This is a genomic window from Pseudomonas sp. R9.37 (assembly GCF_963878885.1).
Lineage (GTDB): Bacteria > Pseudomonadota > Gammaproteobacteria > Pseudomonadales > Pseudomonadaceae > Aquipseudomonas.
This window is the reverse complement of the sequence record NZ_CAWNZA010000049.1, coordinates 121,765-148,650: the sequence shown is the minus strand read 5'-3', so window position 1 is coordinate 148,650 and position 26,886 is coordinate 121,765. Positions and strand designations below refer to the sequence as shown.

Below are 26,886 nucleotides of genomic sequence, written 5' to 3'. Positions count from 1 at the left end.
GGTCGGCACGGTTATTGAGTGCAGTGGCGGCTGGCCGGGCCCGTGATGTCATGTTGTTTACGAGGTACTCCGGCCACCCTGCGCTTAGCGTTGGGTGAGCAACAATAATTCGAAAAAACCGTGGAGCGGCCATGCAACAGAACAGATCGCAAGTCATTGAACGCAACGGCCTGTACGAACTCGACGCCGGCGCCGACGTCCTCGACAGCCCCCGCTACAACCACGACATGGCACCGACCAAGGTGCACGAACGCACCTGGAACACATGGCACATCACCGCGCTGTGGATCGGCATGTCGATCTGCGTGCCCACCTACACGCTCGGCGGGGTGCTCACCGCCTACTTCGGCTTGTCGGTGGGGGAGGCGCTGATGGCGATTTTGCTGGCCAATATCGTGGTGCTGATCCCGCTGACCCTTAACGCGTTTCCCGGCACCAAGTACGGCATTCCGTTTCCCGTCTTGTTGCGTTCATCGTTTGGCATCCTCGGCTCCAACGTGCCGTGCCTGATTCGCGCGCTGGTCGCGTGCGGCTGGTTTGGCATTCAGACAATGTTCGGCGGGCTGGCAATTCACCTGTTTCTGGGCTCGATTTTCGAGGGTTGGAAATCCCTTGGCGGTACCGGTGAAGTCATCGGGTTCATGATTTTCTGGTGCCTGAACCTGTGGGTGGTGCTGCGCGGCGCCGAGTCGATCAAACGCCTCGAAACCCTGTCTGCGCCGTTGCTGGTGGCGGTGGGGATCGGCCTGCTGGTGTGGGCAATGCCGAACGTGTCAATCAGCGAGCTGATGGCGATTCCACCCAAGCGCCCCGAAGGCGCGAGCCTCACCGGTTACTTCATGGCGGGGCTCACGGCGATGGTGGGTTTCTGGGCGACGTTGTCGCTGAATATTCCCGACTTCAGCCGCTACGCCAAAAGTCAGAAGGACCAGATTCTCGGGCAGATTTTCGGCCTGCCGCTGACCATGTTCCTGTTCGCTGCCCTTGGCGTGATCATGACCGCCGCGTCGGTGAAACTGGTGGGCGTCAGCGTCTCCGACCCGGTGACCTTGATCGGGCACATCCAGAGCCCGGTGTGGGTGGCCATCGCCATGCTGCTGATCATCATCGCCACCTTGTCCACCAACACTGCGGCGAACATCGTCTCACCGACCAACGACTTCCAGAACATCGCGCCCAAGCTGATCAACCGCACCACTGCGGTGATCCTCACTGGCCTGGTAGGGCTTGCGTTGATGGGCCATGAACTGCTGAAAAAACTCGGGCTGATCGTCTCGGACGTGAGCCTGGAAACCGTGTATTCGAACTGGTTGCTGGGCTATTCAAGCCTGCTGGGGCCGATAGCAGGGATCATGGTGGTGGACTACTTCATCACCCGCAGACAGCAGCTCGACCTGGCCGGTTTGTACCGTGACGACGTGTACCCGGCGTGGAACTGGAGCGGTTTTATCGCCTTCGGCGTGCCCGTGGTGCTGACCTTGCTGTCGCTGGGCAGTGATGCGTTCAGCTGGTTCTACAGCTATGGCTGGTTTACTGGGTCGGCGCTGGGTGGGTTGTTGTATTACGGGTTGAATGCCAAACGTGGCATCAGCCCAGTCACCGCTAAATCACCTTTGTAAAAACGGTCAATGTGGGAGCTGGCTTGCCTGCGATTGCAGCACCTCGGTTCTGCAGGAATACCGAGCCGCCTGGATCGCAGGCAAGCCAGCTCCCACACAAACCGGCTCCCCCTATTTGAGCGAGTCAATTCATAAGAACAGTAGCCTGAGGAGATCCCCATGAACGCTGCCATCGACGTTCTGCAATCCACCCATCAGCACATCAACCGCGACCGCTTGTGGCAGTCGCTGATGGACCTGGCCAAATTCGGCGCCACACCCAAAGGCGGTGTGTGCCGACTGGCCCTCACCGACCTTGATCGCAAAGCCCGTGACCTGTTTGTGCAGTGGTGCGAGGAAGCCGGTTGCACCGTGACCATCGACGGCATCGGCAACATCTTCGCCCGTCGCCCGGGTCGCAATCCCAACTTGCCACCAGTGATGACGGGCAGCCATATCGACACCCAGCCCACGGGCGGCAAGTTTGACGGTTGCTTCGGCGTGTTGGCGGGTGTGGAAGTGCTGCGCACCCTCAATGACCTCAAGATTGAAACCGAAGCACCGCTGGAAGTGGTGGTGTGGACCAACGAGGAAGGCTCACGCTTTCCGCCGTGCATGATGGGCTCTGGCGTGTTTGCCGAGAAATTTACCCTGGCCGAGACCTTGGCCAAGCTGGATGTGGAGGGCGTGAGCGTGGGGGATGCGCTCAATGCCATTGGCTATGCGGGCACGCGGCCGGTCAGCGGGCATAAAGTCGGGGCTTACTTCGAGGCGCATATCGAACAAGGGCCGATTCTTGAGGATGAAAAGAAAACCATCGGCGTGGTGTTGGGGGCATTGGGACAGAAGTGGTTCGACCTGAAACTGCGCGGCGTTGAGGCGCATGCCGGGCCGACGCCGATGCACTTGCGCAAGGATGCGTTAGTGGGCGCGGCGGCCGTGGTGGCGGCGGTGAATGCGGCGGCGCTGGGGCATCAGCCGCATGCGTGTGGCACTGTCGGTTGCCTGCAGGCGTATCCCGGCTCGCGCAACGTGATTCCGGGCGAGGTGCGCATGACCCTGGACTTGCGTCACCTGGAACCGGCACGCCTGGATTCGATGATTGCCCAGGTGCGCAAGGTGATTGACGAAACCTGTGCCAAGCATGGGCTGACGTTTGAGCTGGAACCCACCGCCGATTTCCCGCCGCTGTATTTCGATAAAGGCTGTGTGGACGCTGTGCGGGATGCGGCGAATGGGCTGGGGCTGTCGAACATGGACATTGTCAGCGGGGCAGGGCACGACGCGATCTTCGTCGCCGAACTCGGCCCGGCCGGGATGATCTTTGTGCCGTGCGAAGGCGGCATCAGCCACAACGAAATCGAGAACGCGGCACCGGATGACCTGGCGGCGGGGTGTGCGGTGTTGTTGAGGGCGATGGTGGCCGCTTCGGCGGCGATCGCCAGCGGTAAGCTGGCTGCCTGACCGGCGGTTGAAAATGTGGGAGGGGACTTGCCCCCGATGGCAGTGGGTCATTTGGCTGAGCTGGCTCTGATACACCGCGATCGGGGGCAAGCCCCCTCCCACATTTGAACGGGTTTGCTGGGCGCTAGATCCAAATCGCGTCCCATAAAGGGTAGTCGCCAATCCGTTCCACCAACCCGGCCCGCAGTGGATTGGCCACCACATACCTGGCCATCTTCACCACGTCATCTTCCTTGCGCAGCGCTCGGTCATGGAAACTTTCCTGCCAGAGCCTTCCCTTGCGCCCACTTGCGCCATTGACGGACCGCGTGCTCTTGGATTTCACATGCCGCATCAAATCCGCCAGCGAGCCTTTTTGCAGTTCGATAATCCAGTGGAAATGGTCCGGCATGATCACCCACGCCAGGGAGTTGGCGAGTCCTTGGTATTGGGCCAGCCGAAATTGCCAGACCACCAGGCGACCCAGATGGAAATTGCTAAAGATGGGAAGACGTTCGTGAGTGTTGGTGGTGATGAGGTAGATGCGGTTGGGTTCGCTGAAGCGTCCAATGCGCAGGCGGTGTGAAGCGGGTAAGTCAGGCATTCCTTGGCCTCTCTCTGGATGGGTGTTGAGAGGCTAGATCGAGTAATCCAGGAGTGATCGACAGGCTTTTGGCAGGATGTGTCTGGAGGGACGCCATCGGGGGCAAGCCCCCTCCCACATTAGATCTGAAGTGTTCATACATTTTGTGTCTGGCGCAGAACCCCTGTGGGAGGTGTTCACACATTGTGTGTCTGGCGCAAAACCCCTGTGGGAGGGGGCTTGCCCCCGATTGCGGTGTATCAGTTACAAATGAGCCCTATGGCGCTCCGCCATCGAGGGGCGAGCCCTTTCTCACCTTTACAACCGAGCTGAACCTCCAGGCGATCTCAGGCGCCCGGTTGCCACCCACCACCCAGCGCCGTGACCAACCCCACACTCGCCTGCAACTGCCGCGTCTGCACCGCTTGCAAGGTCCTTTGCGCCTGCAGCGCCGCTGTCTGCGCGGTCACCACGTCCAGGTAACTCACGGCTCCGGCCTGATAGCTGTTCATCGCCAACGATTGCGTGTGCTGCGCCGCATCTGCCGCCGCTTGCTCATCCTGCGCTTCCTGCTGCAAATCCCTTAGCTGCGCCAGGTTGTCTTCCACCTCGCGCACGGCTTTGAGCACGTGGCTGCGGTACTGCGCCGAAGCCTCTTCAAACTCGGCTTTGGCCTGACGTTCATTGGCACTCAAGCGCCCGCCATCAAAGATCGGCAAGTTCACCAACGGCCCCAGCGCCCAGTAGCGGTTACCGGCTGACAGCAGGTTGCCAACCCCCTGAGTTTGCCCGCCAATCAACCCGGTCAAACTGAAGTCCGGGTACCACGCGGCCTTCGCCACGCCGATATTGGCATTGGCGGCAAACACTCGGCGTTCCGCCGCCGCGATGTCTGGGCGCCGTTGCAACAGGTGGCTGGGCAACTGCGATGGAATCCCTGGCAGCGCAATCAGTTGCTGGCTGGGCGGCAAGCTGAAGTTACTGGCTGCCATACCCACCAATTCGCCAATCGCATGCTCGGTGAGGTTGCGTTGCCCGCGCACTTCGTCGAGTTGCGCCTTGGCTTCGGCCAGTTGGTTTTGCGCACGGGTGAGGTCCAGCTCTGAAGCAATCTGGCCCCCGTAACGGCTGCGCGTGAGTTGCAATGCCTGGCTGAAATCATCCAGTGAGCTGTTCAGAATCCGGCTCTGCGCATCCAGCCCGTTGAGCTGCACATACAGCGTCGCCAATTGATGTTGCAGGCTCAGGCGTGCCACCGCCAAGTCATCGCCGGATGCTTGCGCCTGGGCATCGCCGGCCGCGACCTGGTTGCGGATTTTACCCCACAGGTCCAAGTCGTAGCTCAGCGAGAAGCCCGCCGTATTGCTGTTGTACACCGACGGCTGTGTGTCCCCGCGCAGCGGCCGCGAATCCGATTGCCGCTGACGCAGCGGCTGCGCACTGGCGGTAATTTGCGGGAACAACCCGGCGTGCAACTGGCTGGCATACGCCTGGGACGCATCGAAATGCGCCAATGCCGCCGCCAGGTCCGGGTTGGCCTTGAGCAGTTGCTGTTGCAGGTCAGTCAGGCGCGGATCGTTGTAGAGCTTCCACCACTCGGGCGCCAGTTGGTCGGACGGTTGCGCGCTGTGCCACGGGCCATCGCTGGTCTGCTCGCGATAGCCTGCCGGCAGGTCCACCGACGGCACCTTGTAGGTGGGCGCCATCGAGCAGCCCTGCAACAGCAGCAGCATCAACGCCGCCAGGGGTTTAAGCCTTGGGCGCATGCGCACCTCCAGCGTCGGCCAGTTGCACGGGGTCGCCTTCGCGCAGGGCATCGGGCGGGTTGTCGACCACGCGGTCGGCGGGTTTCAGGCCCTGGTCGATCACCAGGCGTTCGCCGAGGTCGAGGCCGATGTGGATGTCTTGCAAGTGCACGTGATTTTGCGCGTCCAGCACCGCAACCTGGGTACCTTGGGCGCGGAAGATCAGTGCGCTGGCCGGGATGCTCACGCCGTGGGTGTCCGCCGGAATTGGCAGCGTGGCTTCGGCGTAATCACCGGGCAGCAATTCGCCGTTGGGGTTGTCGGCGACGAACTGCGCAAGCAGGGTGCCGGAGCGGCGGTCGATGGCGGTGGAGTCGCCGATCAGGCGCGCCTTGAAGTGTTCGCCGGGGTGCTCGGGCACCGTCAGCTCGGCTTCTAACCCTGGATGAATCACGGCTGCATAGTTCTGCGGCACCGGCACGTAGAGTCTGAGTTGATGGGTATCGGCAATGTTGAACAGCTCCGGGTCGCTGTCGGTATCGGCCTTGATCAACTGGCCGATGTCGGTGTTGCGCGCAGTGATGGTGCCGGCGAACGGCGCGCGGATGGTCTTGTAGCTTTCCAGTGCGGACAGCCGTGCGTAGTCGGCGGCGGCCGCCTCGGCGTTGGCTTTGGCGGCGGCAGCGTTGGAGGTTTTTTCATCCGCCTCCTGACGCGACACCGAGTGGCTGGCCAACAGGTTTTGCCAGCGCGTGGCGGTGGTTTCGGCCAGGCGTGCGTTGGCCTGCTCCTGCACCAGGCGCGCGTGGGTCTGCGCCATTTGCTGGTCGAGGTCGGGGCTGTCGATTTCGGCGAGCACTTGCCCGGCTTTGACCTGGGTGCCGATGTCGGCTTTCCAGTCCTTCAAGTAACCGCTGACGCGCGCGTGGATCGGCGCCTTGCTCCATGCCTCGAGGTGCGCGGGCAGGCGCAAGGTATCGCCGGCCACGTTCTGTTTGGGTTGGAACACCATCACTTGCGGGATGGCGGCGGTTTCGGTCCAGGCACTCACCGACTGTTCGTGCATCGTGCGGGCGTGCAGGCCGTTGGCGACCAACAGGGCGGCCAGTGTCAGGCCGCCGACACCCATGAGCATCAGACGCTTGCGCGAGGGTTTGTGATCAGACGACATGTGAAGTTTCTCCAGCAGCAGCGCGAGTAGGGTGACGACCGTGGACCAGGCTGAAGACCACGGGTACAAACAACAGGGTGGCGACGGTGGCGAAGATCAAGCCGCCGATCACCGCCCGGCCAAGGGGCGAGTTCTGCTCTTCGGACAACGCCAGCGGCAACATGCCGATGATCATCGCCAGGGCCGTCATGCACACCGGCCGGAAGCGCGTGTAACCGGCCTCCATGGCGGCCTTCAACGCATCGCCATGTTCGGCCAGGCGTTCACGGCAGAAGCTCACCACCAGGATCGAGTTGGCGGTGGCCACGCCCATGCACAGGATGGCGCCGGTCAACGCCGGCACCGACAGCGAGGTGCCGCTGAGAAAGAGCATCCACACGATGCCCGCCAGCGCGGCCGGCAAGGCGGTGATGATCACGAACGGGTCGGCCCAGGACTGGAAGTTGACCACGATCAGCAAGTAGATCAGCACCACGGCGCCGAGCAGGCCGAAGCTCAAACCACTGAAGGCTTCGTGCAGCGCATCGATCTGCCCATGCAGGCTGATCACCGCGCCTTTGGGGCGCATGGAGGCGGTGTCATCCAGCACTTTTTGCACATCGCGCGCCACGCCGCCGAGGTCGCGGCCCTGCACGTTGGCATACAGGTCCAGGGTGGGTTCGATGTTGTAGTGGGTCACCACCGCTGGGCTTTGCACGCGGGAGATGGTGGCAACGCCGCCGAGGATCTGCGACTGGCCATCGGCCCCGGTGACCGGCAAGGCTTCCAGTGACGGCAGGCTGTCGAGGCGGTATTGCGGCGTTGCGGCCACGATGGAGTACGACACGCCGTTGGCCGGGTTGAGCCAGAAGGTCGGCGCGGTTTGCGAGCTGCCGGCGAGGGAGGCGACCATGCTGTTGGTCACGTCACGCTCGGTGATGCCCAGGCCATTGGCGCGCATGCGATCAACATTGACTTGCAGCGACGGGTAGCCGGTGGACTGCTGGATGCGCAGGTCGGCGATGCCCGGAATGTGCAACAGGCGACGTTCGAGTTCCACCGCGTAGGTGCGGTTTTCTTCATCGCTGCGCCCGGAGATTTTTACGTCCAACGGGGCCGGTGCGCCGAAGTTGAGGATCTGGCTGCTGATGTCCGCCGGCAGGAACGCGAAGTGGCTGCCGGGGAAGCTTTCGGGCAAGGCTTCACGCAGTTTTTTCACGTAGTCGGCGGTGGGCGCGTGGTCCTTTTTCAGCGTGACCTGGATGTCGCCATCCTGCGGGCCGATGGTGCCGCTGCTGCTGTAGGCCATGTCGATGCCGCTGAGCGGAATGCCGATGTTGTCGACGATGGTGTCGAGTTCTTCGGCGGGTATCACTTCGCGAATCCGCGCTTCAATACGGTCGAACGCCGCCGCGCTTTCTTCAATCCGCGTGCCCAGCGGCAAACGCACATGAAGGGCGAGGGCGCCGGCGTCGGTGGCCGGGAAGAAGTCCTGGCCCAGGCTGGGCAACAGCAGGAACGAGGCGAGCACGCAGGCCAGGAAGCCGACGATAAAGCGCTTGCGGTTGCCCAGCGCAAGAATCAGCAAGCCGTGGTAGCTGTCGCGGATATTCGAGAAGTGGCGCTCGAAGCCTTGCTGAAAATTAAGCACCGATTGCAGCACGGCGTTGCGCGGTTTCTTGTGCTGATCGCCTTCGTGGTGGTTGATGAATGCATCTTCGGGGTGATGCCCGGCGCCTTGTTCCGGTGTGTGCGGCTTGAGCAGAAACATCGCCAGGGTCGGCACCAGGGTGCGCGAAAGGATGAACGAGCTGGCCATGGCGAAAATCACCGCCAGCGCCATTGGCCGGAACAGGTAGCCGGCGATGCCTTGCAGCAGGAACATCGGCACGAACACGATGCAGATGCACAGCAGCGAGACGAACGCCGGGCCGACGATTTGTGCGGCGCCGTCGAGGATCGCGGTCTTCACCGCCTTGCCTTGTTCCAGGTGCCAGTTGATGTTTTCGATGGTGACCGTGGCGTCGTCCACCAGAATCCCCACCGCCAACGCCAGCCCGCCCAGGGTCATGACGTTGAGGGTTTGCCCGGTGACCGCCAGCAGCGCGATCGCCGACAGCACCGCCAAGGGAATCGACGCGGCGATGATCAACGTCGAACGCCAGCTGCCGAGGAACAGCAGGATCATCGCACTGGTCAGCAGTGCGGCGATGATGCCTTCCTGGGCCACGCTGCCCACCGATTGCTTGACGAACACCGAGGCGTCGCCCAGCAGCGAGGTCTTCAGCGACGGTGGCAGGGTTTCGTTGATTCGCGGCAACATCTGGCGGATGCCGTCGATGATCGACAAGGTCGAGATGCTGCCGTTTTTCAACGCCGGCATGAGCACCGCACGGTGGCCGTCGACGCGCACGATGTTGGTCTGCGGCGGCGAGCCGTCACGCACGTGGGCCACTTGGCCGATGGTGATCAGTGCGCCATCGACCGTCTTGATCGGCAGGTCGTTGAGCTCATCAATCGCCTTGGGGCTGTTGTTGAGCAGGATCGTGTATTCGTTGGGGCCGAGTTTGGCGGTGCCTACCGGGATGATCTGGTTTTGCAGGGCCAGGGCATTGCCTACGTCCTGCGCTGACAAGCCTTTGGCGGCCAGGGCTTGCGGGTCGAGGTCGAGGGTGATCTGGCGCTGCTTGCCGCCCATTGGCGTGGGCATGGCCAGGCCGGGCAGGGCGCTCAGCGGCAGGCGAATGTTGTTCTGCACCAGGTCACGGATCTTGGCTTCCGAAAGGCTGGGGCTGGAGAACGCCATTTGCAGGATCGGCACCGTGGAGGCGCTGTAGTTGAGGATCAGCGGTGGCGTGATGCCCGGTGGCATCTGCTTGAGCACGGTTTGTGACACCGCGGTCACTTGCGCGTTGGCGGTGCGGATGTCCACACCGGGCTGGAAGAAGATCTTGACGATGCCCATGCCGGGCAGCGATTGCGATTCGATGTGTTCGATGTCGTTGACGGTGGTGCTCAGGGAGCGTTCGTAGGTGTAGATCACCCGACCGGCCATGGCGTCCGGCGACAGGCCGTTGTACTGCCAGACCACCGCGACGACGGGGATGCCGATATCGGGGAAAACATCCGTAGGGGTTTTCAGGGCCGCCATCGGCCCGACGATACAGATGAATATGGCCAACACGATAAACGTGTACGGCTTTTGCAGTGCGGTCTTTACCAGCCCGAGCATGCGTGAACCTCCGAGGGAGCAGGATTGCAAACCCCGGCAGTCTTGCCCGACCCACCTAACACGCACCTTTCAGCCAGGTGAAGGAACATTTAGTTAACGGCTGAAGATCGTTTCATATGTATTCATTTGTTCTACAAAGGGCAGCTCTCCAAGCTTGTCTCCCATCGGACGCGACACATTTTTACGCCGTCCAACGTTTTTTTCTGATGTCCTTTGGAGCCCTGCCATGTCACTTAAACCGTTGTTGTTGATTCCAGCCCTTGGTGCTGTTTTGTTGTTGTCGGCCTGCGCCGGTCCGATTCCCAAGGCTGACCCGAGCGAAGCCTGGATTGGTTTGAAAGAAGAGGCGCCGAACGACCTGATGGCCGAGCGTGTCGACGGCAAGCGCGTGGACGACGGGCGCTTTTTCGAGGTGACACCGGGTGACCATCGCCTGGATGTGACCTTATTCGAGGAGGAGGCAGGCGATGACAATCAGCAGGACTGCCAGGGTCGGGTCGAGTACAAGCATTTCCAGGCGGGTGAGCATTACACCCTGACCGAATCGAGCCTGGGCACCACCGTGCGTGCCGTCCTCAAGGACGGGCACGGCAAGGAAGTGGCAGCGACTCAAGACTTCAATTGCATGCCCGGCTAGGCGTGATGCGCTGCAGCCTTGGGGTGTTCGGCCGGTGCAGCGGGTTTGACGTGGGGGTGGTGATGCCGGCGAGTTACGCGCATGACCCCCCACAACATGGCGCTGGCTACCGCCAGCCAACCGCAGATCAACAGGAAAATCGTTGTTGCAAGGCTCATTAGGGCCTCCTTTCGCCCCGCAGGGGGCACACACAGTCTTCTCAATGGACAGTCTAGCTACCTGGCGGTTGCCTGCTATTGACCAATGGTCGAGTCCATCCAACTTGTTTGCTCTATCCAGCGCATTTTACTGACGCCTCGGGCTATACCCGCCTTGCGGAGCATCCTATGATCAGGGCCCTTACCGGCAGTTGATCAAGAGAGTAAAAAATTGCGGTTACGGTCGAACGTTAAAACATCCCTGCTGCTGGCCTGCGCCCTGGGGCTCGCGGCCTGTTCCGGGCATCCGTCGAGGCTGGCGGGTCTGCCGGAGCGTGTCGAACTCAACGGCGTGCCGACCTTTCGCAGCGAGGCTTACCTGAGTGGCCCCTCGGCTTTAGCCAGCATGCTGTCGCAACAAGGCATTGTCATGACACCCGGTTTGCTCGATAAGCCTCTGCACTTGCCAGGCGGCGAGGCGGACCTGGAGCGCAACATGCAGGTGCTGGCGCGTGAATACGGGCTGATGGTGTATCCGCTGGACAACCAGCTGACGGCCGTGCTGGCGCAGGTGGCGGCGGGTTACCCGGTGATGGCGCGGATTAACCCGAGCTTTTGGTCTGGCACGCGCTATGTCGTGGTGGTGGGGTTCAATCAACAGAAGAGCACGGTGCTGTTGCGCTCGGGCATGGACCGGCGTTTGTTGATGAGCTTCAGCGACTTTGAGTCAGCGTGGAAGAGCGCAGGCAACTGGGCCATCCTGACTCAGCGCCCGAGCCAGTTGCCGGCAAATGTGGATGAGCAGCGCTGGCAGGCGGCGGCGAACGCGACCGCCCAAGCCGGCCAGGAGCAGGCAGCGGCGCAGGCGCTCAAGGTGTTGGCGGAACGCAAGTAAGGGCAACGCAGATCCAAACAGGTGGGAGTGGGCTTGCCCGCGAAAAACCGAGTGTCAGTCGATACATTCATGACTGACCCACCGCCTTCGCGAGCAAGCCCGCCCCCACATTGACACTGTGGTGCTTAGCGACGCACTTCTGCGGCGTTAGGGCGGTTCTTCAGGTTCTTGTCAGCCTTGTAGCGCAGCGCTACGTCCGGCACTGAGCCGCTCTTGCCGGTTTCAACCCAGTTGCGAATGCGCCCGGCATCGGCAAAGTGGGTGAACTTGCCAAAGGCATCCAGAATCACCAACGACACTGGGCGGTTACTCATGCTGGTGACCAGCACCAGGCAGTGGCCGGCCTGATTGGTGAAACCGGTCTTGGTCAACTTGATGTCCCAGTTGGCGCGGTTGATCAGGTGGTCAGTGTTGGAGAAACCCAGGGTGTAGTTGGGTTTGCGAAACGACACGGTCTTTTCCTTGGTGGTGCTCAACTGACTCAGCATCGGAAACTTGCGCGCATAGGCCAGCAGCTTGCTCAGGTCGCGCGCAGTGGACACGTTGTGAATCGACAGCCCGGTGGGTTCGACATAGTGCGTGCTGGTCATGCCCAGGGCTTTGGCCTTGGCGTTCATTGCGGCAATAAAGGCTGGGTAGCCGCCTGGGTAGTGGTGGGCCAGGCTGGCGGCGGCGCGGTTTTCCGAAGACATCAGGGCAATCAGCAGCATTTCCTTGCGCGGCATTTCGCTGCCGATTTTCACGCGCGAGAACACGCCTTTCATTTCTGGCGTGTCTTTAATGTTGATGTCGATGTACTCGTCCATGTTCTGCTTGGCTTCAAGCACGATCAGGCCGGTCATCAGTTTGCTGACGGATGCGATGGGCACGACCACGTCGGGGTTGCTGGAATAGATGACTTTGTTGGTCTGCAGGTCAACCAGCATGGCGCTGCCGGAAGCGATCTGCAGTTTGGAGGTGTCGCGCGGGGCCAGAGTGGTTTCGGCTGCGTGCGCGAAGGTGCCTGTAAATACAAAAAATAGGCTGACAATAGAGAGACGAATTTTCACGCGGGTGAACTCGCTAAAAAGTAAGGAAATACCGTTCAGGAACGGGTTATATGACAAATGCCGTTACATTTTAGGAGTATGGATCAGAAAGCGATAGAGGCCTTTAAATAAAGGCTGTAAGCCGATGATTGGTCAGGGTTGTACTGATTCTGAAAATCTTGCTGATCGCGCCAGGTTTTTTTTTAAAGCGGCTTAAGGCCGACGATTTTACCAGTGTGTGCCGGTGAAGTTGCCCACCTAATTAGGCAGGGTGCTTAAACATAAATAGCCCACTTTCAGGTCGAGCTCAAACGCTCGGTCATTGAGTGTTTCGATGAGTGCATCGGTGCACTCCGGGCTACGCGCCTGGTCCAGAGTGAACAGGCGTGTAAACGCGGTTCTGCCAGTGCCACCGGCGATAATGACGCCTTCGTTGGAAGCGAGGCTGGCCAGGGGAGAGCATTGCCACCCGCTGAACAAGCAGCCACGGCAGGTACGACGCAGCGTCGTTCGTTAATTGCGCCCAATAAAAAGCCCCGCGATCAGGCGGGGCTTTTTATGGCAGGCACTATCAGTCGTGCAGTGTTTCTGCCGCGTACAAGGTGTTCTCCAGCAGGCATGCTCGAGTCATCGGGCCCACCCCGCCTGGCACTGGCGTAATCCAGCCGGCGCGGGGCAGGGCGGTTTCGTACACCACGTCGCCGACGAGCTTGCCGTCTTCCTGGCGGTTGATACCCACGTCGATGACGATGGCACCTTCTTTGATCCACTCACCTTTGACCAGGCCGGGTTTGCCGGCAGCCACGACTACCAGGTCGGCGCGGCCGACATGGCCAGCGAGGTCTTTGGTGAAACGGTGAGTGACGGTCACGGTGCAGCCAGCCAGCAGCAACTCCATGGCCATCGGGCGCCCGACAATGTTGGACGCGCCGACCACGACGGCATCGAGGCCGTACAGATCGACACCGGTGCTTTCCAGCAGGGTCATGATGCCTTTCGGGGTGCACGGGCGCAGCAGCGGGATACGCTGGGCCAGGCGGCCGACGTTATAAGGGTGGAAACCGTCGACGTCTTTGTCGGGACGGATGCGCTCCAGCAATTTAGAGGCATCCAGGTGCTCGGGCAGTGGCAGCTGCAGCAGTATGCCGTCGATGCCCGGGTCGTCATTGAGGCTGTCGATCAGGTCGGTCAGGGCCTGCTGGGTGGTGTCTTCCGGCAGGTCGTAGGCCTTGGAAATAAAGCCGACCTCTTCACAGTCTTTACGCTTGTGCGAGACATAAACCTGAGAGGCAGGATCGCTGCCGACCAGGATCACCGCGAGGCCAGGCGTGCGCAGGCCTTGCTGGCTACGCTCGGTGACTCGTTTGGCGATCTGCTGGCGCAGGCTGGCGGCGATTGATTTGCCGTCGATAAGTTGTGCAGTCATTACGCGTGATTAACCATCGAGAGGGGGAAGAAAAGTGCGCGCATTCTCGCATGCCAAGACGTGAGGGCAAAGGCGCTTGGTCTGCAAATTGCCCTAACCCCTTAAATAAAATGAATTTTTTTCAAAAAAGATTTGACGGGTTTCCGAGGCGTCTATACTATTCGTCGCACTTGTCGGGCACAGCCTAGCACTGGTTAAGAAGGTCGAGCACAATTGTTGTCGTGCAAGGCTGGAAGCACTTAGTTTGTAATCCTCCAAGAGTACAGATTAATCAGGCGCCCGTAGCTCAGCTGGATAGAGCATCCGCCTTCTAAGCGGATGGTCGCAGGTTCGAGTCCTGCCGGGTGCGCCATTAGGCAGCTTTGGCACAAGTAGCGCTATATGGTGGGCGTAGCTCAGTTGGTAGAGCACGGGATTGTGACTCCCGTTGTCGAGGGTTCGATCCCCTTCGTCCACCCCATATTTTAAAAGGCGCCAGATTAATCATCTGGCGCCTTTGCTTTAAGAGCTTCAAGCGCGGATGTGGTGGAATTGGTAGACACACTGGATTTAGGTTCCAGCGCCGCGAGGCGTAAGAGTTCGAGTCTCTTCATCCGCACCAATTAAAGCTTTGCACCGCCGTCAGGGGGTGCGAGGTTCTACAAAGAAGATGGTTGAGTTCTTTGTTAATGCAATATGGTGGGCGTAGCTCAGTTGGTAGAGCACGGGATTGTGACTCCCGTTGTCGAGGGTTCGATCCCCTTCGTCCACCCCATATTCAGAAAAAGCGCCAGATCATTGATCTGGCGCTTTTTTTTGTGCTCAGAATTTCCTGTCTGTCGACGCTGTGGCTTGACACCAAGAAAAAGCAAGCATTCTCAATGCCTTGGCGTTAGAATCGTTGCCGGTTTTGAGCGTGTAGAACTGACTCCCGGCTCTATCGGGGTCAGTGCAGCTATTTAATAGCGAATAACGGCGCAGTACCTGAAAAGGGCTGTGCCGTTTTTGTTTAAGTGTCTTGAGTTTCCAGGGTGGGGCGTTTCGTCGTATTTGTGTTTCTCGATGCTGCTGCCGCGCCCTTCGGCCTTGCGTGCAAGGTCGGTCGCCAAGGTTGGGCGTCCACGCTCTTCTATATATAGAAGGCTGATGCAGAGCCTTGGCGTGATGAGCTGTATTTGCTAACGGGATGAAGTGCATGCGTGCACTTGAACCTATAAATGGCCTGCTGTTTTTCTACCCGTTTTCAGTAGGGTGACTTCTTGAGTTTGACCCACTAGAATGCATGCCCTTGATTCTGGGGTCGGAAACGGCCGGCTAACGTCTGTGCAACGAGGAATATCCATGCAAGTTTCTGTTGAAAATACTACTGCTATCGAGCGCCGCCTGAGCATCACCGTGCCGGCAGAGCGTATTGAGACTGCGGTCAACAAGCGTCTGCAGCAGACTGCCCAAAAGGCCAAGATCGCTGGTTTCCGTCCAGGCAAAGTGCCAATGAGCGAAATCAAGCGTCGTTTTGGCGCCGATGCGCGTCAGGAAGCTGTAGGTGACGTGATCCAGGCTTCGTTCTACGAAGCTGTTGTCGAGCACAAGCTGAACCCGGCTGGCTCGCCTTCGATCGAACCTAAATCCCTGGAAGCCGGCAAAGACCTGGAATACGTTGCCGTATTCGAAGTGTTCCCGGAATTCACCGTTGCCGGTTTCGAAGACATCGCTGTAGAGCGCCTGAGCGCTGAAGTGGCCGATGCCGACCTGGACAACATGCTGGAAATCCTGCGCAAGCAGAACACCCGTTTCGAAGCGGTCGATCGCGCTGCTCAGAACGAAGACCAGTTGAACATCGATTTCGTTGGCAAGGTTGACGGCGAAGTATTCGCTGGCGGCTCCGCCAAGGGCACTCAGCTGGTGCTGGGTTCCAACCGCATGATCCCTGGCTTCGAAGACGGCCTGGTTGGCGCCAAAGCCGGCGAAGAGCGCGTTCTGAACCTGACGTTCCCTGCTGACTACCAGAACCTGGACCTGGCCGGCAAAGCCGCCGAGTTCACCGTGACCGTCAACAGTGTTTCCGAGCCTAAGCTGCCAGAGCTGAACGAAGAGTTCTTCGCTCAATTCGGTATCAAGGAAACCGGGATCGACGGCTTCCGCACCGAAGTTCGCAAGAACATGGAGCGTGAGCTGCGTCAGGCCATCAAGTCCAAGGTCAAGAACCAGGTCATGGACGGTCTGCTGGCCGCCAACCCGATCGAAGTGCCTAAGGCTCTGCTGTCCAACGAAGTGGATCGCCTGCGCGTTCAAGCGGTTCAGCAGTTCGGCGGCAACATCAAGCCTGACCAACTGCCGGCCGAGCTGTTCGAAGAGCAAGCCAAGCGCCGCGTTGTGCTGGGTCTGGTCGTGGCCGAAGTGGTCAAGCAATTCGACCTCAAGCCTGACGAAGATCGCGTTCGCGAAATGATCCAGGAAATGGCTTCCGCCTACCAGGAGCCAGAGCAGGTCGTGGCTTGGTACTACAAGAACGACCAGCAGCTGAACGAAGTACGTTCGGTTGTGCTGGAAGAACAAGTTGTGGATACTGTTCTGCAGAAGGCTAAGGTGACCGACAAAGCGGTCTCTTACGAAGAAGCAGTCAAACCGGCGGAAGCAGCACAAGCCGACTGATTGTCCAACTCGTTCGAAATACAACCATAAGCCAGCCTCGTGCTGGCTTATGCGTTTTCAAGACATGACTATTTGGGAGTAACTGCAGAGCATGTTCCGTAATTCCTATATTCAGCAGAACTCTGATATCCAGGCCGCTGGCGGCCTGGTCCCGATGGTTGTCGAGCAATCTGCTCGTGGCGAACGCGCCTATGACATCTACTCGCGCCTGCTCAAGGAACGAGTGATCTTTCTGGTCGGCCCTGTAGAGGACTACATGGCCAACCTGATCTGCGCGCAACTGCTGTTCCTTGAAGCGGAAAACCCGGACAAGGACATCCATCTTTACATCAACTCCCCGGGCGGCTCGGTGACGGCGGGTATGTCGATCTACGACACCATGCAGTTCATCAAGCCAAACGTGTCGACGACCTGCATCGGTCAGGCCTGCAGCATGGGCGCGTTCCTGCTCACCGCGGGCGCCGAGGGCAAGCGTTACTGCCTGCCTAACTCGCGCGTGATGATTCACCAGCCGCTGGGCGGCTTCCAGGGCCAGGCGTCGGACATCGAAATTCACGCCAAGGAAATCCTGTTTATTCGTGAGCGCCTCAACACGTTGATGGCCAAGCACAGCGGGCACACCCTGGAAGAAATCGAGCGTGACACCAATCGCGACAACTTCATGAGCGCGGAAGCTGCACGCGCGTATGGGTTGATCGACGCAGTGATCGAAAAGCGCCCCGCTTAATATAAGCACCTCAAAATAGGGCTGGTCGGCATGTCCGACCACCGGCGGGCTTGAAAAAGCCCGCATAAGCCTTCATCTTGTGTTGCAAGCCTATCGGATTTGGATCGAACGAATGACTGACACCCGCAACGGCGAGGACAACGGCAAGCTGCTCTATTGCTCCTTCTGCGGCAAAAGCCAGCATGAAGTACGCAAATTGATTGCCGGCCCCTCGGTGTTTATCTGCGACGAGTGCGTCGACCTGTGCAATGACATCATCCGCGAGGAGGTGCAGGAAGCTCAGGCCGAAAGCAGCGCGCATAAATTGCCTTCGCCTAAAGAAATTAGCGGCATCCTTGATCAGTATGTGATTGGTCAAGAGCGTGCAAAGAAGGTTCTGGCCGTAGCGGTGTACAACCACTACAAGCGCTTGAACCAGCGTGACAAGAAAGGCGACGAAGTCGAACTCGGCAAGAGCAACATCTTGCTGATCGGCCCTACAGGCTCGGGTAAAACCTTGCTTGCAGAAACCCTCGCTCGCCTGTTGAACGTTCCGTTCACCATCGCCGACGCCACCACCCTCACCGAGGCTGGCTACGTGGGTGAGGACGTCGAGAACATCATTCAGAAACTGCTGCAGAAGTGCGACTACGACGTAGAGAAGGCCCAGATGGGTATTGTCTACATCGACGAAATCGACAAGATTTCGCGCAAGTCCGACAACCCGTCGATCACCCGCGATGTATCGGGTGAAGGCGTGCAGCAGGCTCTGTTGAAACTGATCGAAGGCACGGTTGCTTCCGTACCGCCTCAAGGTGGCCGCAAGCACCCGCAGCAGGAATTCCTTCAGGTTGATACGCGCAACATCCTGTTCATCTGTGGCGGTGCGTTCTCCGGTCTGGAAAAGGTTATTCAGCAACGTTCCACGCGTGGCGGCATCGGTTTCGGTGCGGAAGTGCGCAGCAAGGAAGAAGGCAAGAAGGTGGGCGAGTCCCTGCGTGAAGTCGAGCCTGACGATCTGGTCAAGTTCGGTCTGATCCCGGAATTCGTTGGCCGTCTGCCGGTCCTGGCCACATTGGACGAGCTGGATGAGGCTGCTTTGATTCAGATCCTCACCGAGCCGAAAAACGCCCTGACCAAGCAATACGCCAAGTTGTTCGAGATGGAAGGTGTAGACCTCGAGTTCCGTACCGACGCACTCAAATCAGTGGCCAAGCGGGCACTGGAGCGCAAGACCGGTGCACGTGGTTTGCGCTCGATTCTCGAAGGCGTTTTGCTCGACACCATGTACGAAATCCCCTCGCAGTCCGAGGTGAGTAAAGTGGTGATCGACGAAAGCGTTATCGAAGGCAAATCCAAGCCACTGTATATCTACGAAAACAGTGAGCCGGCTGCCAAGGCTGCACCTGACTGACGCTTAAGCGTTTTGCAGTTGCAGTACAAGCAAGGGGCCTTTCGGGGCCCCTTCTTTTTTAGGGCTGTTTTTTGCAGCAGTTTTTTTAATTCGCGTTTATTCATGCGTTTAACTGCTGGCATTGAGCTTGTTTTTTTTGCATGCAGCCCCCATCTTGTTTTCAAGCTTACTTTTCAACTGTCATAGAGGCGAAATCATGAAGACAACCATCGAATTGCCTCTCCTGCCGTTGCGTGATGTCGTCGTCTATCCGCACATGGTTATCCCGCTGTTCGTGGGGCGCGAGAAGTCTATCGAAGCCCTCGAGGCCGCGATGACGGGCGACAAGCAGATCCTGCTGTTGGCCCAGAAAAATCCTGCTGATGATGATCCAGGCGAAGACGCCCTGTATCGCGTCGGTACCGTTGCTACTGTCCTGCAATTGCTCAAGCTGCCCGACGGCACCGTCAAGGTGCTGGTGGAAGGTGAGCAACGTGGTGCGGTCGAGCGTTTCATGGAGGTGGATGGCCACCTGCGCGCCGAAGTGGCGCTGATCGACGAAGTCGAAGCCCCTGAGCGCGAATCTGAAGTGTTTGTGCGCAGCCTGCTCTCGCAGTTCGAGCAGTATGTGCAGTTGGGCAAAAAAGTCCCGGCTGAAGTCCTGTCCTCTCTCAACAGCATTGATGAGCCAAGCCGCCTGGTCGACACCATGGCCGCGCACATGGCGTTGAAAATCGAGCAGAAGCAAGACATCCTCGAAATTATCGACTTGCCGGCCCGTGTTGAACACGTATTGGCTTTGCTGGATGGCGAGATCGACCTGCTGCAGGTTGAGAAACGCATTCGCGGTCGCGTGAAAAAACAGATGGAGCGCAGCCAGCGCGAGTACTACCTGAATGAGCAGATGAAGGCCATTCAGAAAGAACTCGGCGACAGCGAAGACGGCCACAATGAAATCGAAGAGCTGAAAAAGCGCATCGATGCTGCCGGCCTGCCAAAGGACGCGCTGACCAAGGCCACCGCTGAGCTGAACAAGCTCAAGCAAATGTCGCCAATGTCTGCCGAAGCCACCGTGGTGCGTTCCTACATCGACTGGCTGGTGCAGGTGCCGTGGAAGGCTCAGACCAAAGTGCGCCTGGACTTGGCGCGCGCTGAAGACATCCTCGATGCCGACCACTACGGCCTCGAAGAAGTCAAAGAACGCATCCTCGAATACCTTGCCGTGCAAAAGCGCGTGAAGAAAATTCGTGGTCCGGTGTTGTGCCTGGTGGGGCCTCCTGGGGTCGGTAAAACGTCCCTGGCTGAGTCCATCGCCAACGCCACCAACCGCAAATTCGTGCGCATGGCCCTCGGTGGTGTGCGTGACGAAGCGGAAATTCGTGGCCATCGCCGAACATATATCGGTTCGATGCCAGGAAGATTGATTCAAAAGATGACAAAGGTGAGCGTGCGCAACCCGCTGTTCCTGCTTGATGAAATCGACAAAATGGGCAGCGACATGCGCGGCGATCCAGCCTCTGCATTGCTCGAAGTGCTCGACCCCGAGCAGAACCATAATTTCAACGACCATTACCTGGAAGTCGACTACGACCTGTCCGACGTAATGTTCCTGTGCACCTCCAACTCCATGAATATTCCGCCAGCGCTGCTGGACCGGATGGAGGTGATTCGTCTGCCGGGTTACACCGAAGACGAGAAGATCAACATCGCCGTCAAATACCTCGCGCCTAAACAGATTTCAGCCAACGGCTTGAAAAAAGGCGAGATCGAGTTTGAGGTTGAAGCGATTCGCGACATCGTGCGTTATTACACGCGAGAGGCGGGTGTACGGGGCCTTGAGCGCCAGATTGCGAAGATTTGCCGCAAGGCGGTCAAAGAACACGCGCTGGAAAAACGCTTCTCTGTGAAGGTTGTCGCCGACTCCCTTGAACACTTCCTGGGTGTGAAGAAATTCCGTTACGGCCTGGCCGAGCAGCAAGACCAGGTAGGGCAGGTGACGGGCCTGGCGTGGACTCAGGTGGGCGGCGAATTGCTGACCATCGAAGCCGCCGTAATCCCGGGCAAAGGCCAGTTGATCAAGACCGGTTCGCTGGGTGATGTGATGGTCGAATCCATCACTGCCGCGCAGACCGTGGTGCGCAGCCGCGCCAAGAGCCTGGGGATTCCCCTGGACTTCCACGAGAAGCACGACACCCACATCCATATGCCGGAAGGGGCGACGCCCAAAGACGGTCCCAGCGCTGGCGTAGGCATGTGCACGGCACTGGTATCGGCACTGACCGGCATCCCTGTGCGAGCCGATGTGGCAATGACGGGGGAAATCACCCTGCGTGGCCAGGTATTGGCCATTGGCGGTCTTAAAGAGAAATTGCTCGCTGCACACCGGGGGGGTATCAAGACGGTGATCATTCCTGAAGAGAATGTTCGCGACTTGAAGGAAATTCCGGACAACATCAAGCAGGATCTTCAGATTAAACCGGTTAAATGGATTGACGAGGTCCTGCAAATTGCGCTGCAATACGCGCCGGAGCCCTTGCCAGATGTGGCTCCGGAGATAGTCTCGAAGGATGAAAAACGCGAGTCTGATTCCAAGGAAAGAATTAGCACGCATTAATGCGATTAAGCCGGGTGGCTTCCTTGACAGCTTTTTAGAGCCCTTGTTATAAAGCGGCTCTTAAGTGTCTGTAGGCCATTCAGCACTGGTTTTTGCTTTCACCAAAAAACTTAGAATCATACTCAATAGATATATAAGGGGACTTAGAGTGAACAAGTCGGAACTGATTGATGCTATCGCCGCATCCGCTGATATCCCGAAAGCTGCTGCTGGCCGTGCGCTGGACGCAGTAATCGAATCCGTCACTGGCGCTCTGAAGGCCGGCGACTCTGTAGTACTGGTAGGCTTCGGTACTTTCTCTGTGACCGACCGCCCAGCACGCACTGGCCGTAACCCACAGACTGGCAAAGCACTGCAAATCGCTGCTGCCAAGAAGCCAGGTTTCAAAGCCGGTAAAGCCCTGAAAGAAGCCGTTAACTAAGCTTCGCTCAAGCCTTACCTACCCGGGTCGGACGCAGGTCTGGCCTGGCAGCGGAGCGGCAGCTGACCCACGTATCCATCGGGTCGCCAGGGCCTGGGGTGTGCTTTAAAACCCCCGTCCGCTCCGCCAGCTACGAGAAGGCGCATCCTCGGATGCGCCTTTCTTCTATCCGGACTCTACCCACGCTCCACGGTTGCCTAATTTTTGAAGATCAACCGTTTCTGGGGGACGCATGCTGCAAAATATCAGGGACAATTCACAAGGCTGGATTGCCAAGACCATTATCGGGATCATCGTCGCATTGATGGCGTTCACCGGTATCGAGGCCATTTTCCAGGCTTCGACCAACAACAAACAGGACGTGGCCAAGGTCAACGGTGAAGAGATCACCCAAACCGAATTGAGCCAGGCCGTCGACATGCAACGTCGCCAGCTGATGCAACAGCTGGGCAAGGATTTCGATGCTTCCCTGCTGGACGAAAAACTGCTGCGCGATGCGGCCCTCAAGGGTCTGATCGATCGCAAACTGCTGCTGCAAGGTGCTGCCGATTCCAAGTTCGGCTTCTCTGAAGCGGCGCTTGACCAAGTGATCCTGCAGACGCCGGAATTCCAGGTGGACGGCCAGTTCAACGCTGAACGCTTTGACCAGGTGATCCGTCAACTGGGCTACAGCCGTATGCAATTCCGTCAGATGCTGACCCAGGAAATGCTGATCGGCCAGGTTCGCGCAGGTCTCGCCGGCAGCGGCTTTGTCACCGACGCTGAAGTGCTGGCATTCGCCCGTCTGGAAAAACAGACCCGCGATTTCGCCACCGTCAACATCAAGGCCGACCCTGCGGCGGTGAAGCTCACCGACGATGAGGTCAAGGCTTACTACGACCAGCACGCCAAAGAGTTCATGACCCCCGATCAGGTGGTTATCGACTATCTGGAGTTGAAGAAGTCTTCGTTCTTCGATCAGGTCACTGTCAAGGACGATGAGCTGCAGGCTGCCTATCAGAAAGAAACCGCCAACCTCGCTGAACAGCGTCGTGCCGCGCACATTTTGATTGAAGTCAACGACAAGACCACCGACGCGCAAGCCAAGGCCAAGATCGAGGAAATCCAGGCACGCCTGGCCAAGGGTGAGAAATTCGACGCCCTGGCCAAGGAGTTCTCCCAGGACCCAGGTTCGGCCACCAATGGCGGTGACCTCGGCTTCGCGGGTCCTGGCGTCTACGATCCTGACTTCGAAACTGCCCTGTATGCCTTGAACAAGGACCAGGTGTCAGCGCCGGTACGTACCACCTTCGGTTGGCACCTGATCAAGCTGTTGGGCGTTGAAGCACCGCAAGTGCCATCGTTCGCCAGCCTGAAAGACAAGCTGACGCGCGAGCTCAAGACTCAGCAGGTTGAGCAACGTTTTGTCGAGGCCACCAAGCAATTGGAAGATGCGGCATTCGAAGCCTCCGACCTGGCTCAGCCGGCGTCTGACCTGAAGCTGACCGTGCACACCTCGGCGCCGTTTGGCCGTGAAGGTGGCGAAGGTGTTGCCGCCAACCGCGCGGTGGTCACAGCTGCATTCAGCCCTGAAGTGCTGGATGAGGGTGCCAACAGCACCGCCATTGAGCTGGACCCGGAAACCATCATTGTGCTGCGGGCCAAAGAGCATCTGAAGCCTACGCAATTGCCACTGGAAAGCGTCTCTGCCGCTATCCGTGCGCAGATGACCAAGGAGCGCGCCAGCGCGGCTGCCAAGGCTCATGCTGACGAGTTGATCGCCAGCCTGCGTGATGGCAAAACTGCGCTGAACCAGCCGATCGACGGCCAGGCCTGGAAAGTCACTGAAGCGGCTACCCGTAGCCAGGAAGCGATCGACCCGGCCGTGCTGCAAGCCTTGTTCCGCATGCCCAAGCCTGCGAGCAAGGACAAGCCGACCTTCACTACCGTGACCCTGGCGGACGGTAGTCTGGTGATCGTGCGCTTGAACGGCGTCAACGAAGCCGCTGCGCCTACGGACGAAGAAAAGGCGCAATACCGCCGCTTCCTCGCTTCCCGTATCGGCCAGCAAGACTTTGCTGCCTACCGCAAGCAGTTGGAAAGCAAGGCTGACATCAAGAAATTCTGATGTCGGTTTGAAGTACAAAGCCCCCGCTCTGAAAGGACCGGGGGCTTTTTATTACCTGCTCTTCAGGCTGGCGATCACGGCCAATAGCATCAGCAGCACGACCGCCCACGCAAAGGCACCGACGCCCCAGCCTTGAAGTAATACACCACCGACCAACCCGCCGCCGGCAATGCCAAGGTTCCACACCGTGACCAGCATCGACTGCGCTGCATCCGCCGATGCACCGGCCGCCTTGGCCAGTGCGGTTTGCAGCAACGCTGGCAGGCCGCCGAACGCCAGGCCCCATAGCGCCACGGCGGCGTAGACAACCCCTGGCGACTCGATCCAGAACGCCAGCGCCAGGGCGATCAAACCAAACAGCGCACAGCTGGCCACGAGCAACACCCGCAACCATCGATCAATCAGTACGCCCGCCAGCCAGATGCTTAGCAGCGCGGCGAGGCCAAATACCAGCAGCACACGATCAATCTCGGCGGCGATTCCGGCGGGGCCCAGCAGTGGCGCCACGTAGGTATAGAGAATGTTGTGAGCCAGCACGTAGGTAAAGGTCACCCACAGCACCGGACGAATGCCTGGCAAATTCAGGACCTGGCGCAGCCCCAGCCGTTTTCCCACAGGTTCGCCTGCAAAATCCGGCAGCTGCCAGCGCGCCCAAATCAGCAGCAACAGCGTCAGCCCGGTCATGATTGCGAAACTCAGGCGCCAGCCGACGGTGGTGCCCAGGAATGTGCCCGCCGGCACACCGAGCGACAAAGCCAAGGGCGCGCCGAGCATCGCCACGGCAATCGCCCGCCCTTGCAGGTTTGGCGCAACCATGCGGCTGGCATATCCCGCCAGCAGCGCCCAGAGCAGACCGGCGAAGACCCCGGCGAAGAAACGTGCCACCAGAGTCACCCCGTAATGGCTGGAAAACGCTGTCACGCTGTTGACCAAAGCAAAGCCGCCGATCGCAATCAGCAGTAACGGCCGTCGTCGCCAGCCTCGGGTCAGCAGCGTGAGAGGAATGGCTGCGAGCAATGAGCCGAGGGCATACAGCGTGACCAGCTGGCCCACCAGGGCTGGCGAGACGCCCAGGCCGTCGCTCATCTGCGGCAGGAGCCCGGCGGGCATTGCCTCGGTGAGGATGGTGATAAAACCGGCCGAAGCCAACGCCAGCAAGCCACCCAGCGGCAGAGCCTGACGTGGGTTGGCAGAGGCGGAATCGGTTAATGCAGGGCTGTTGCTCATCGCACGCTATCCATGGAGAAAGACAAGGAAGCAGGGTAGGGGGCTGTGAGCTGCGGAAAAACAGGCTAAGGTTCCGAACTTATCGGACACCCACGTCCGCAATTGATAGGTAGCCCATTGGACAGCCTGAGCAGTCTTTCGGTATTCGTGCAGGTCGCGGAAACCCGCAGCTTCACCGCCGCTGGCCGTGTGCTTGGCGTGTCTTCCTCGGCGGTGGGCAAAAGCATCGCACGCACCGAGGAGCGCCTGGGTGTGCGCCTGTTTCACCGCAGTACGCGCAGCATCACCTTGACCAGCGAGGGGGCGTTGTTTCTCGAGCGTTCGCGACGGATTCTCGCCGAAGTCGAGGCCGCGGAGCAGGAACTGACCGAGGCCACTCTCACGCCGCGCGGCAAGTTGCGGATCAGCGTGCCGCAGGTGCGTGGGCTGTTGATGCCGGTGCTCAGCGATTTCATGCGTGCGTACCCGGACATTGAACTGGATGTGGATTTTTCCGACCGCATGGTGGATGTGATTGAAGAAGGCTTCGACGCGGTGATTCGTACAGGCAGGCCGGAAGATTCGCGCTTGATGGCGCGTCATCTGGGGCACTACCGTTTGGTGCTGGTGGGGACGCCAGCCTATTTCGAGCAACATGGCACCCCGCAGCAGCCCCGGGACTTGACCGGCCACGCGTGCCTGCGCCACAAATTCTGCGCCACCGGCAAGCTGGAACCATGGCCATTGCGTCCTGTGCCAGGCGCCGCAGAACCCGTTTTGCGCACACCGTTGGTCAGCACCACCATTGAATCGCTCAACCATGTGGTGCACGAAGGCCTGGGCATCGCTTGCCTGCCGGATTACATGGTCAGGGACGCGGTGCAGCAAGGGCATTTGCAGCGGGTGCTGGATGACTTTCTCGAGCACCGCGGCAGCTTCTGGATGTTATGGCCAGCAAGTCGCCATGCCTCAGCCAAACTGCGCGTGTTCATTGACCATATGGGCGCCGGGCTTTTTCCTGCGGGCACCGTCCTGTAGGCCTGTGACGTTTTACCGACAGGAATGCGCGCGCCAGGACCCCGTTCTGTTGCACAATACCGCCCGGACTGTTTTCCTCAGGATTTTCGATGTCGACATCATTTCACTTGCGTAGCCTCGGGTTGGCGCTGGTGCTGGCGGGCGCCGCGGGCTGCTCGTCACCCAAGACCGCTATTTATGAACATGAGAATTTCGACGACTCCGGTACGTTCTCCCGTGATTACCCGGTCAGCGACGTGGCGGCCTGCGAAGCGGCGCGGCGTGCCCTGCTGAGCCAGGGTTACATCATCACCAGCAGCGATCCGAAGCTGGTCGTGGGTAACAAGAGCTTTCAGCAGACCGGCGAGACGCACCTGCAGATCAGCTTCAACGTGGTGTGTGCCGATGACGGCAAAGGCAATAACCACTCGACGATGTTTGCCAATGCCTTGCAGGATCGCTATGCGCTGAAGAAGGTCAACAACTCCGCAAGCCTCGGTGTGGGTGTGCTGGGCTCGGTGTCGATGCCGATCGGCTCCACCGATGACTCGATGGTCAAGGTGGCGAGCGAGACGGTCTCGGCGCCCAAGTTCTACGACCGTTATTTCGCGCTGGTGGATGTATTCCTGCCGCAGGAAGTGAAGAAGGCCGAGCATATCCCCGAGAAGCCCAAGGCTGACCTCGGTGTGCCGGAACCCAAGGCGGCGCCGGTAGCCGAGAAGGTCGAGGCACCGAAGGAAGAACCGGCAGCGCCGGCTGCTTCGCAAACGGTGACGCCGCCCGCCGAGACGGCACCGATTGCACCCAAGGAAGAGCCGGCCCCAACCCCGGCAAGCGAGCCGGCCCCGGCGCCGACCAATCCGAGCCTGCCGGCGCCGACAGAGGCGATTCCGCCGCTGCCCACGCCCGCGCAGTAA

At 59.4% G+C, this 26,886-nt stretch carries 20 protein-coding genes and 4 tRNA genes; 16 read left to right on the top strand and 8 right to left on the bottom strand.

Going from position 1 to position 26,886, the window contains the following annotated elements:
* The first annotated feature begins 131 nt into the window (after positions 1-131).
* Together AACU78_RS28110 and AACU78_RS28105 are read left to right on the top strand one after the other, a co-directional pair.
* On the top strand, positions 132-1,619 hold the full coding sequence (locus tag AACU78_RS28110; RefSeq protein ID WP_106578856.1) for an NCS1 family nucleobase:cation symporter-1: 1,488 nt from the start codon (positions 132-134) through the stop codon (positions 1,617-1,619).
* 159 nt (positions 1,620-1,778) lie between these two features.
* Positions 1,779-3,062, top strand: a complete 1,284-nt coding sequence (locus AACU78_RS28105) for a Zn-dependent hydrolase (RefSeq protein ID WP_106578855.1) — start codon at positions 1,779-1,781, stop codon at positions 3,060-3,062.
* 124 nt (positions 3,063-3,186) lie between these two features.
* On the opposite strand, the gene AACU78_RS28100 is transcribed toward AACU78_RS28105, so the two are convergent.
* From AACU78_RS28100 to AACU78_RS28085, 4 genes are all read right to left on the bottom strand, one after another.
* Positions 3,187-3,645: an REP-associated tyrosine transposase gene (locus tag AACU78_RS28100; RefSeq protein WP_106578854.1), complete on the bottom strand. Its 459-nt coding sequence runs from the start codon at positions 3,643-3,645 to the stop codon at positions 3,187-3,189.
* 326 nt (positions 3,646-3,971) lie between these two features.
* Positions 3,972-5,390, bottom strand: a complete 1,419-nt coding sequence (locus AACU78_RS28095; RefSeq protein ID WP_106578853.1) for an efflux transporter outer membrane subunit — start codon at positions 5,388-5,390, stop codon at positions 3,972-3,974.
* Positions 5,374-6,540, bottom strand: a complete 1,167-nt coding sequence (locus tag AACU78_RS28090) for an efflux RND transporter periplasmic adaptor subunit (RefSeq protein ID WP_106578852.1) — start codon at positions 6,538-6,540, stop codon at positions 5,374-5,376. Before AACU78_RS28090 ends, AACU78_RS28095 begins: the two co-directional genes overlap by 17 nt.
* The gene (locus AACU78_RS28085) at positions 6,530-9,751 is read right to left on the bottom strand and encodes an efflux RND transporter permease subunit (RefSeq protein WP_106578851.1); all 3,222 of its coding nucleotides are present in this window, start codon (positions 9,749-9,751) and stop codon (positions 6,530-6,532) included. The genes AACU78_RS28090 and AACU78_RS28085 overlap by 11 nt, the downstream gene beginning before the upstream one ends.
* Positions 9,752-9,977: 226 nt before the next feature.
* On the opposite strand from AACU78_RS28085, the gene AACU78_RS28080 reads away from it, so the two are divergent.
* Entirely contained in the window at positions 9,978-10,388 is a 411-nt protein-coding gene (locus AACU78_RS28080; RefSeq protein WP_106578850.1) for a PA0061/PA0062 family lipoprotein, read from the top strand.
* Here AACU78_RS28080 and AACU78_RS28075 read toward each other — a convergent pair.
* Complete coding sequence (locus tag AACU78_RS28075; protein WP_164487950.1) at positions 10,385-10,546, bottom strand: hypothetical protein; 162 nt, start codon at positions 10,544-10,546, stop codon at positions 10,385-10,387. The two genes, AACU78_RS28080 and AACU78_RS28075, sit on opposite strands and share 4 nt — an antisense overlap.
* Before the next feature lie 211 nt (positions 10,547-10,757).
* On the opposite strand from AACU78_RS28075, the gene AACU78_RS28070 reads away from it, so the two are divergent.
* Positions 10,758-11,420, top strand: a complete 663-nt coding sequence (locus AACU78_RS28070; RefSeq protein ID WP_106578849.1) for a peptidase C39 family protein — start codon at positions 10,758-10,760, stop codon at positions 11,418-11,420.
* Between the two features lie 125 nt (positions 11,421-11,545).
* On the opposite strand, the gene pbpG is transcribed toward AACU78_RS28070, so the two are convergent.
* Both pbpG and folD read right to left on the bottom strand, forming a co-directional pair.
* Positions 11,546-12,469 (bottom strand): D-alanyl-D-alanine endopeptidase, encoded by a 924-nt coding sequence (gene pbpG, locus AACU78_RS28065; RefSeq protein ID WP_106578962.1) that lies wholly within the window; start codon positions 12,467-12,469, stop codon positions 11,546-11,548.
* Between the two features lie 550 nt (positions 12,470-13,019).
* Positions 13,020-13,874, bottom strand: coding sequence for a bifunctional methylenetetrahydrofolate dehydrogenase/methenyltetrahydrofolate cyclohydrolase FolD (gene folD / locus AACU78_RS28060; RefSeq protein ID WP_106578848.1), 855 nt, complete (start codon positions 13,872-13,874; stop codon positions 13,020-13,022).
* A gap of 275 nt (positions 13,875-14,149) precedes the next feature.
* Here folD and AACU78_RS28055 point away from each other — a divergent pair.
* From AACU78_RS28055 to AACU78_RS28010, 10 genes are all read left to right on the top strand, one after another.
* Positions 14,150-14,226 (top strand) — tRNA-Arg (locus AACU78_RS28055).
* A 32-nt stretch (positions 14,227-14,258) separates the two neighbouring features.
* Positions 14,259-14,334, top strand: a tRNA-His gene (locus AACU78_RS28050).
* Between the two features lie 56 nt (positions 14,335-14,390).
* A tRNA-Leu gene (locus AACU78_RS28045) sits at positions 14,391-14,475 on the top strand.
* Between the two features lie 77 nt (positions 14,476-14,552).
* Positions 14,553-14,628, top strand: a tRNA-His gene (locus AACU78_RS28040).
* 566 nt (positions 14,629-15,194) lie between these two features.
* Positions 15,195-16,505, top strand: a complete 1,311-nt coding sequence (gene tig, locus AACU78_RS28035; RefSeq protein WP_106578847.1) for a trigger factor — start codon at positions 15,195-15,197, stop codon at positions 16,503-16,505.
* Positions 16,506-16,596: 91 nt separating this feature from the next.
* Complete coding sequence (clpP, locus tag AACU78_RS28030; protein ID WP_083357884.1) at positions 16,597-17,232, top strand: ATP-dependent Clp endopeptidase proteolytic subunit ClpP; 636 nt, start codon at positions 16,597-16,599, stop codon at positions 17,230-17,232.
* Between the two features lie 112 nt (positions 17,233-17,344).
* Positions 17,345-18,625: an ATP-dependent Clp protease ATP-binding subunit ClpX gene (clpX, locus tag AACU78_RS28025; RefSeq protein ID WP_106578846.1), complete on the top strand. Its 1,281-nt coding sequence runs from the start codon at positions 17,345-17,347 to the stop codon at positions 18,623-18,625.
* 196 nt (positions 18,626-18,821) lie between these two features.
* Positions 18,822-21,218, top strand: a complete 2,397-nt coding sequence (lon, locus tag AACU78_RS28020; RefSeq protein WP_106578845.1) for an endopeptidase La — start codon at positions 18,822-18,824, stop codon at positions 21,216-21,218.
* A gap of 148 nt (positions 21,219-21,366) precedes the next feature.
* Positions 21,367-21,639: an HU family DNA-binding protein gene (locus AACU78_RS28015; protein ID WP_003174819.1), complete on the top strand. Its 273-nt coding sequence runs from the start codon at positions 21,367-21,369 to the stop codon at positions 21,637-21,639.
* A 232-nt stretch (positions 21,640-21,871) separates the two neighbouring features.
* Positions 21,872-23,746, top strand: a complete 1,875-nt coding sequence (locus tag AACU78_RS28010; protein WP_106578844.1) for a SurA N-terminal domain-containing protein — start codon at positions 21,872-21,874, stop codon at positions 23,744-23,746.
* Positions 23,747-23,797: 51 nt separating this feature from the next.
* Here AACU78_RS28010 and AACU78_RS28005 read toward each other — a convergent pair whose 3' ends face one another.
* On the bottom strand, positions 23,798-24,973 hold the full coding sequence (locus tag AACU78_RS28005) for an MFS transporter (RefSeq protein WP_106578843.1): 1,176 nt from the start codon (positions 24,971-24,973) through the stop codon (positions 23,798-23,800).
* A 117-nt stretch (positions 24,974-25,090) separates the two neighbouring features.
* Between AACU78_RS28005 and AACU78_RS28000 the strand changes: the two genes are divergently transcribed.
* Together AACU78_RS28000 and AACU78_RS27995 are read left to right on the top strand one after the other, a co-directional pair.
* The gene (locus AACU78_RS28000) at positions 25,091-25,990 is read left to right on the top strand and encodes a LysR substrate-binding domain-containing protein (protein WP_106578842.1); all 900 of its coding nucleotides are present in this window, start codon (positions 25,091-25,093) and stop codon (positions 25,988-25,990) included.
* A gap of 89 nt (positions 25,991-26,079) precedes the next feature.
* A complete protein-coding gene (locus tag AACU78_RS27995) occupies positions 26,080-26,886 on the top strand; it encodes a DUF2242 domain-containing protein (protein WP_106578841.1) in 807 nt (268 codons plus the stop codon).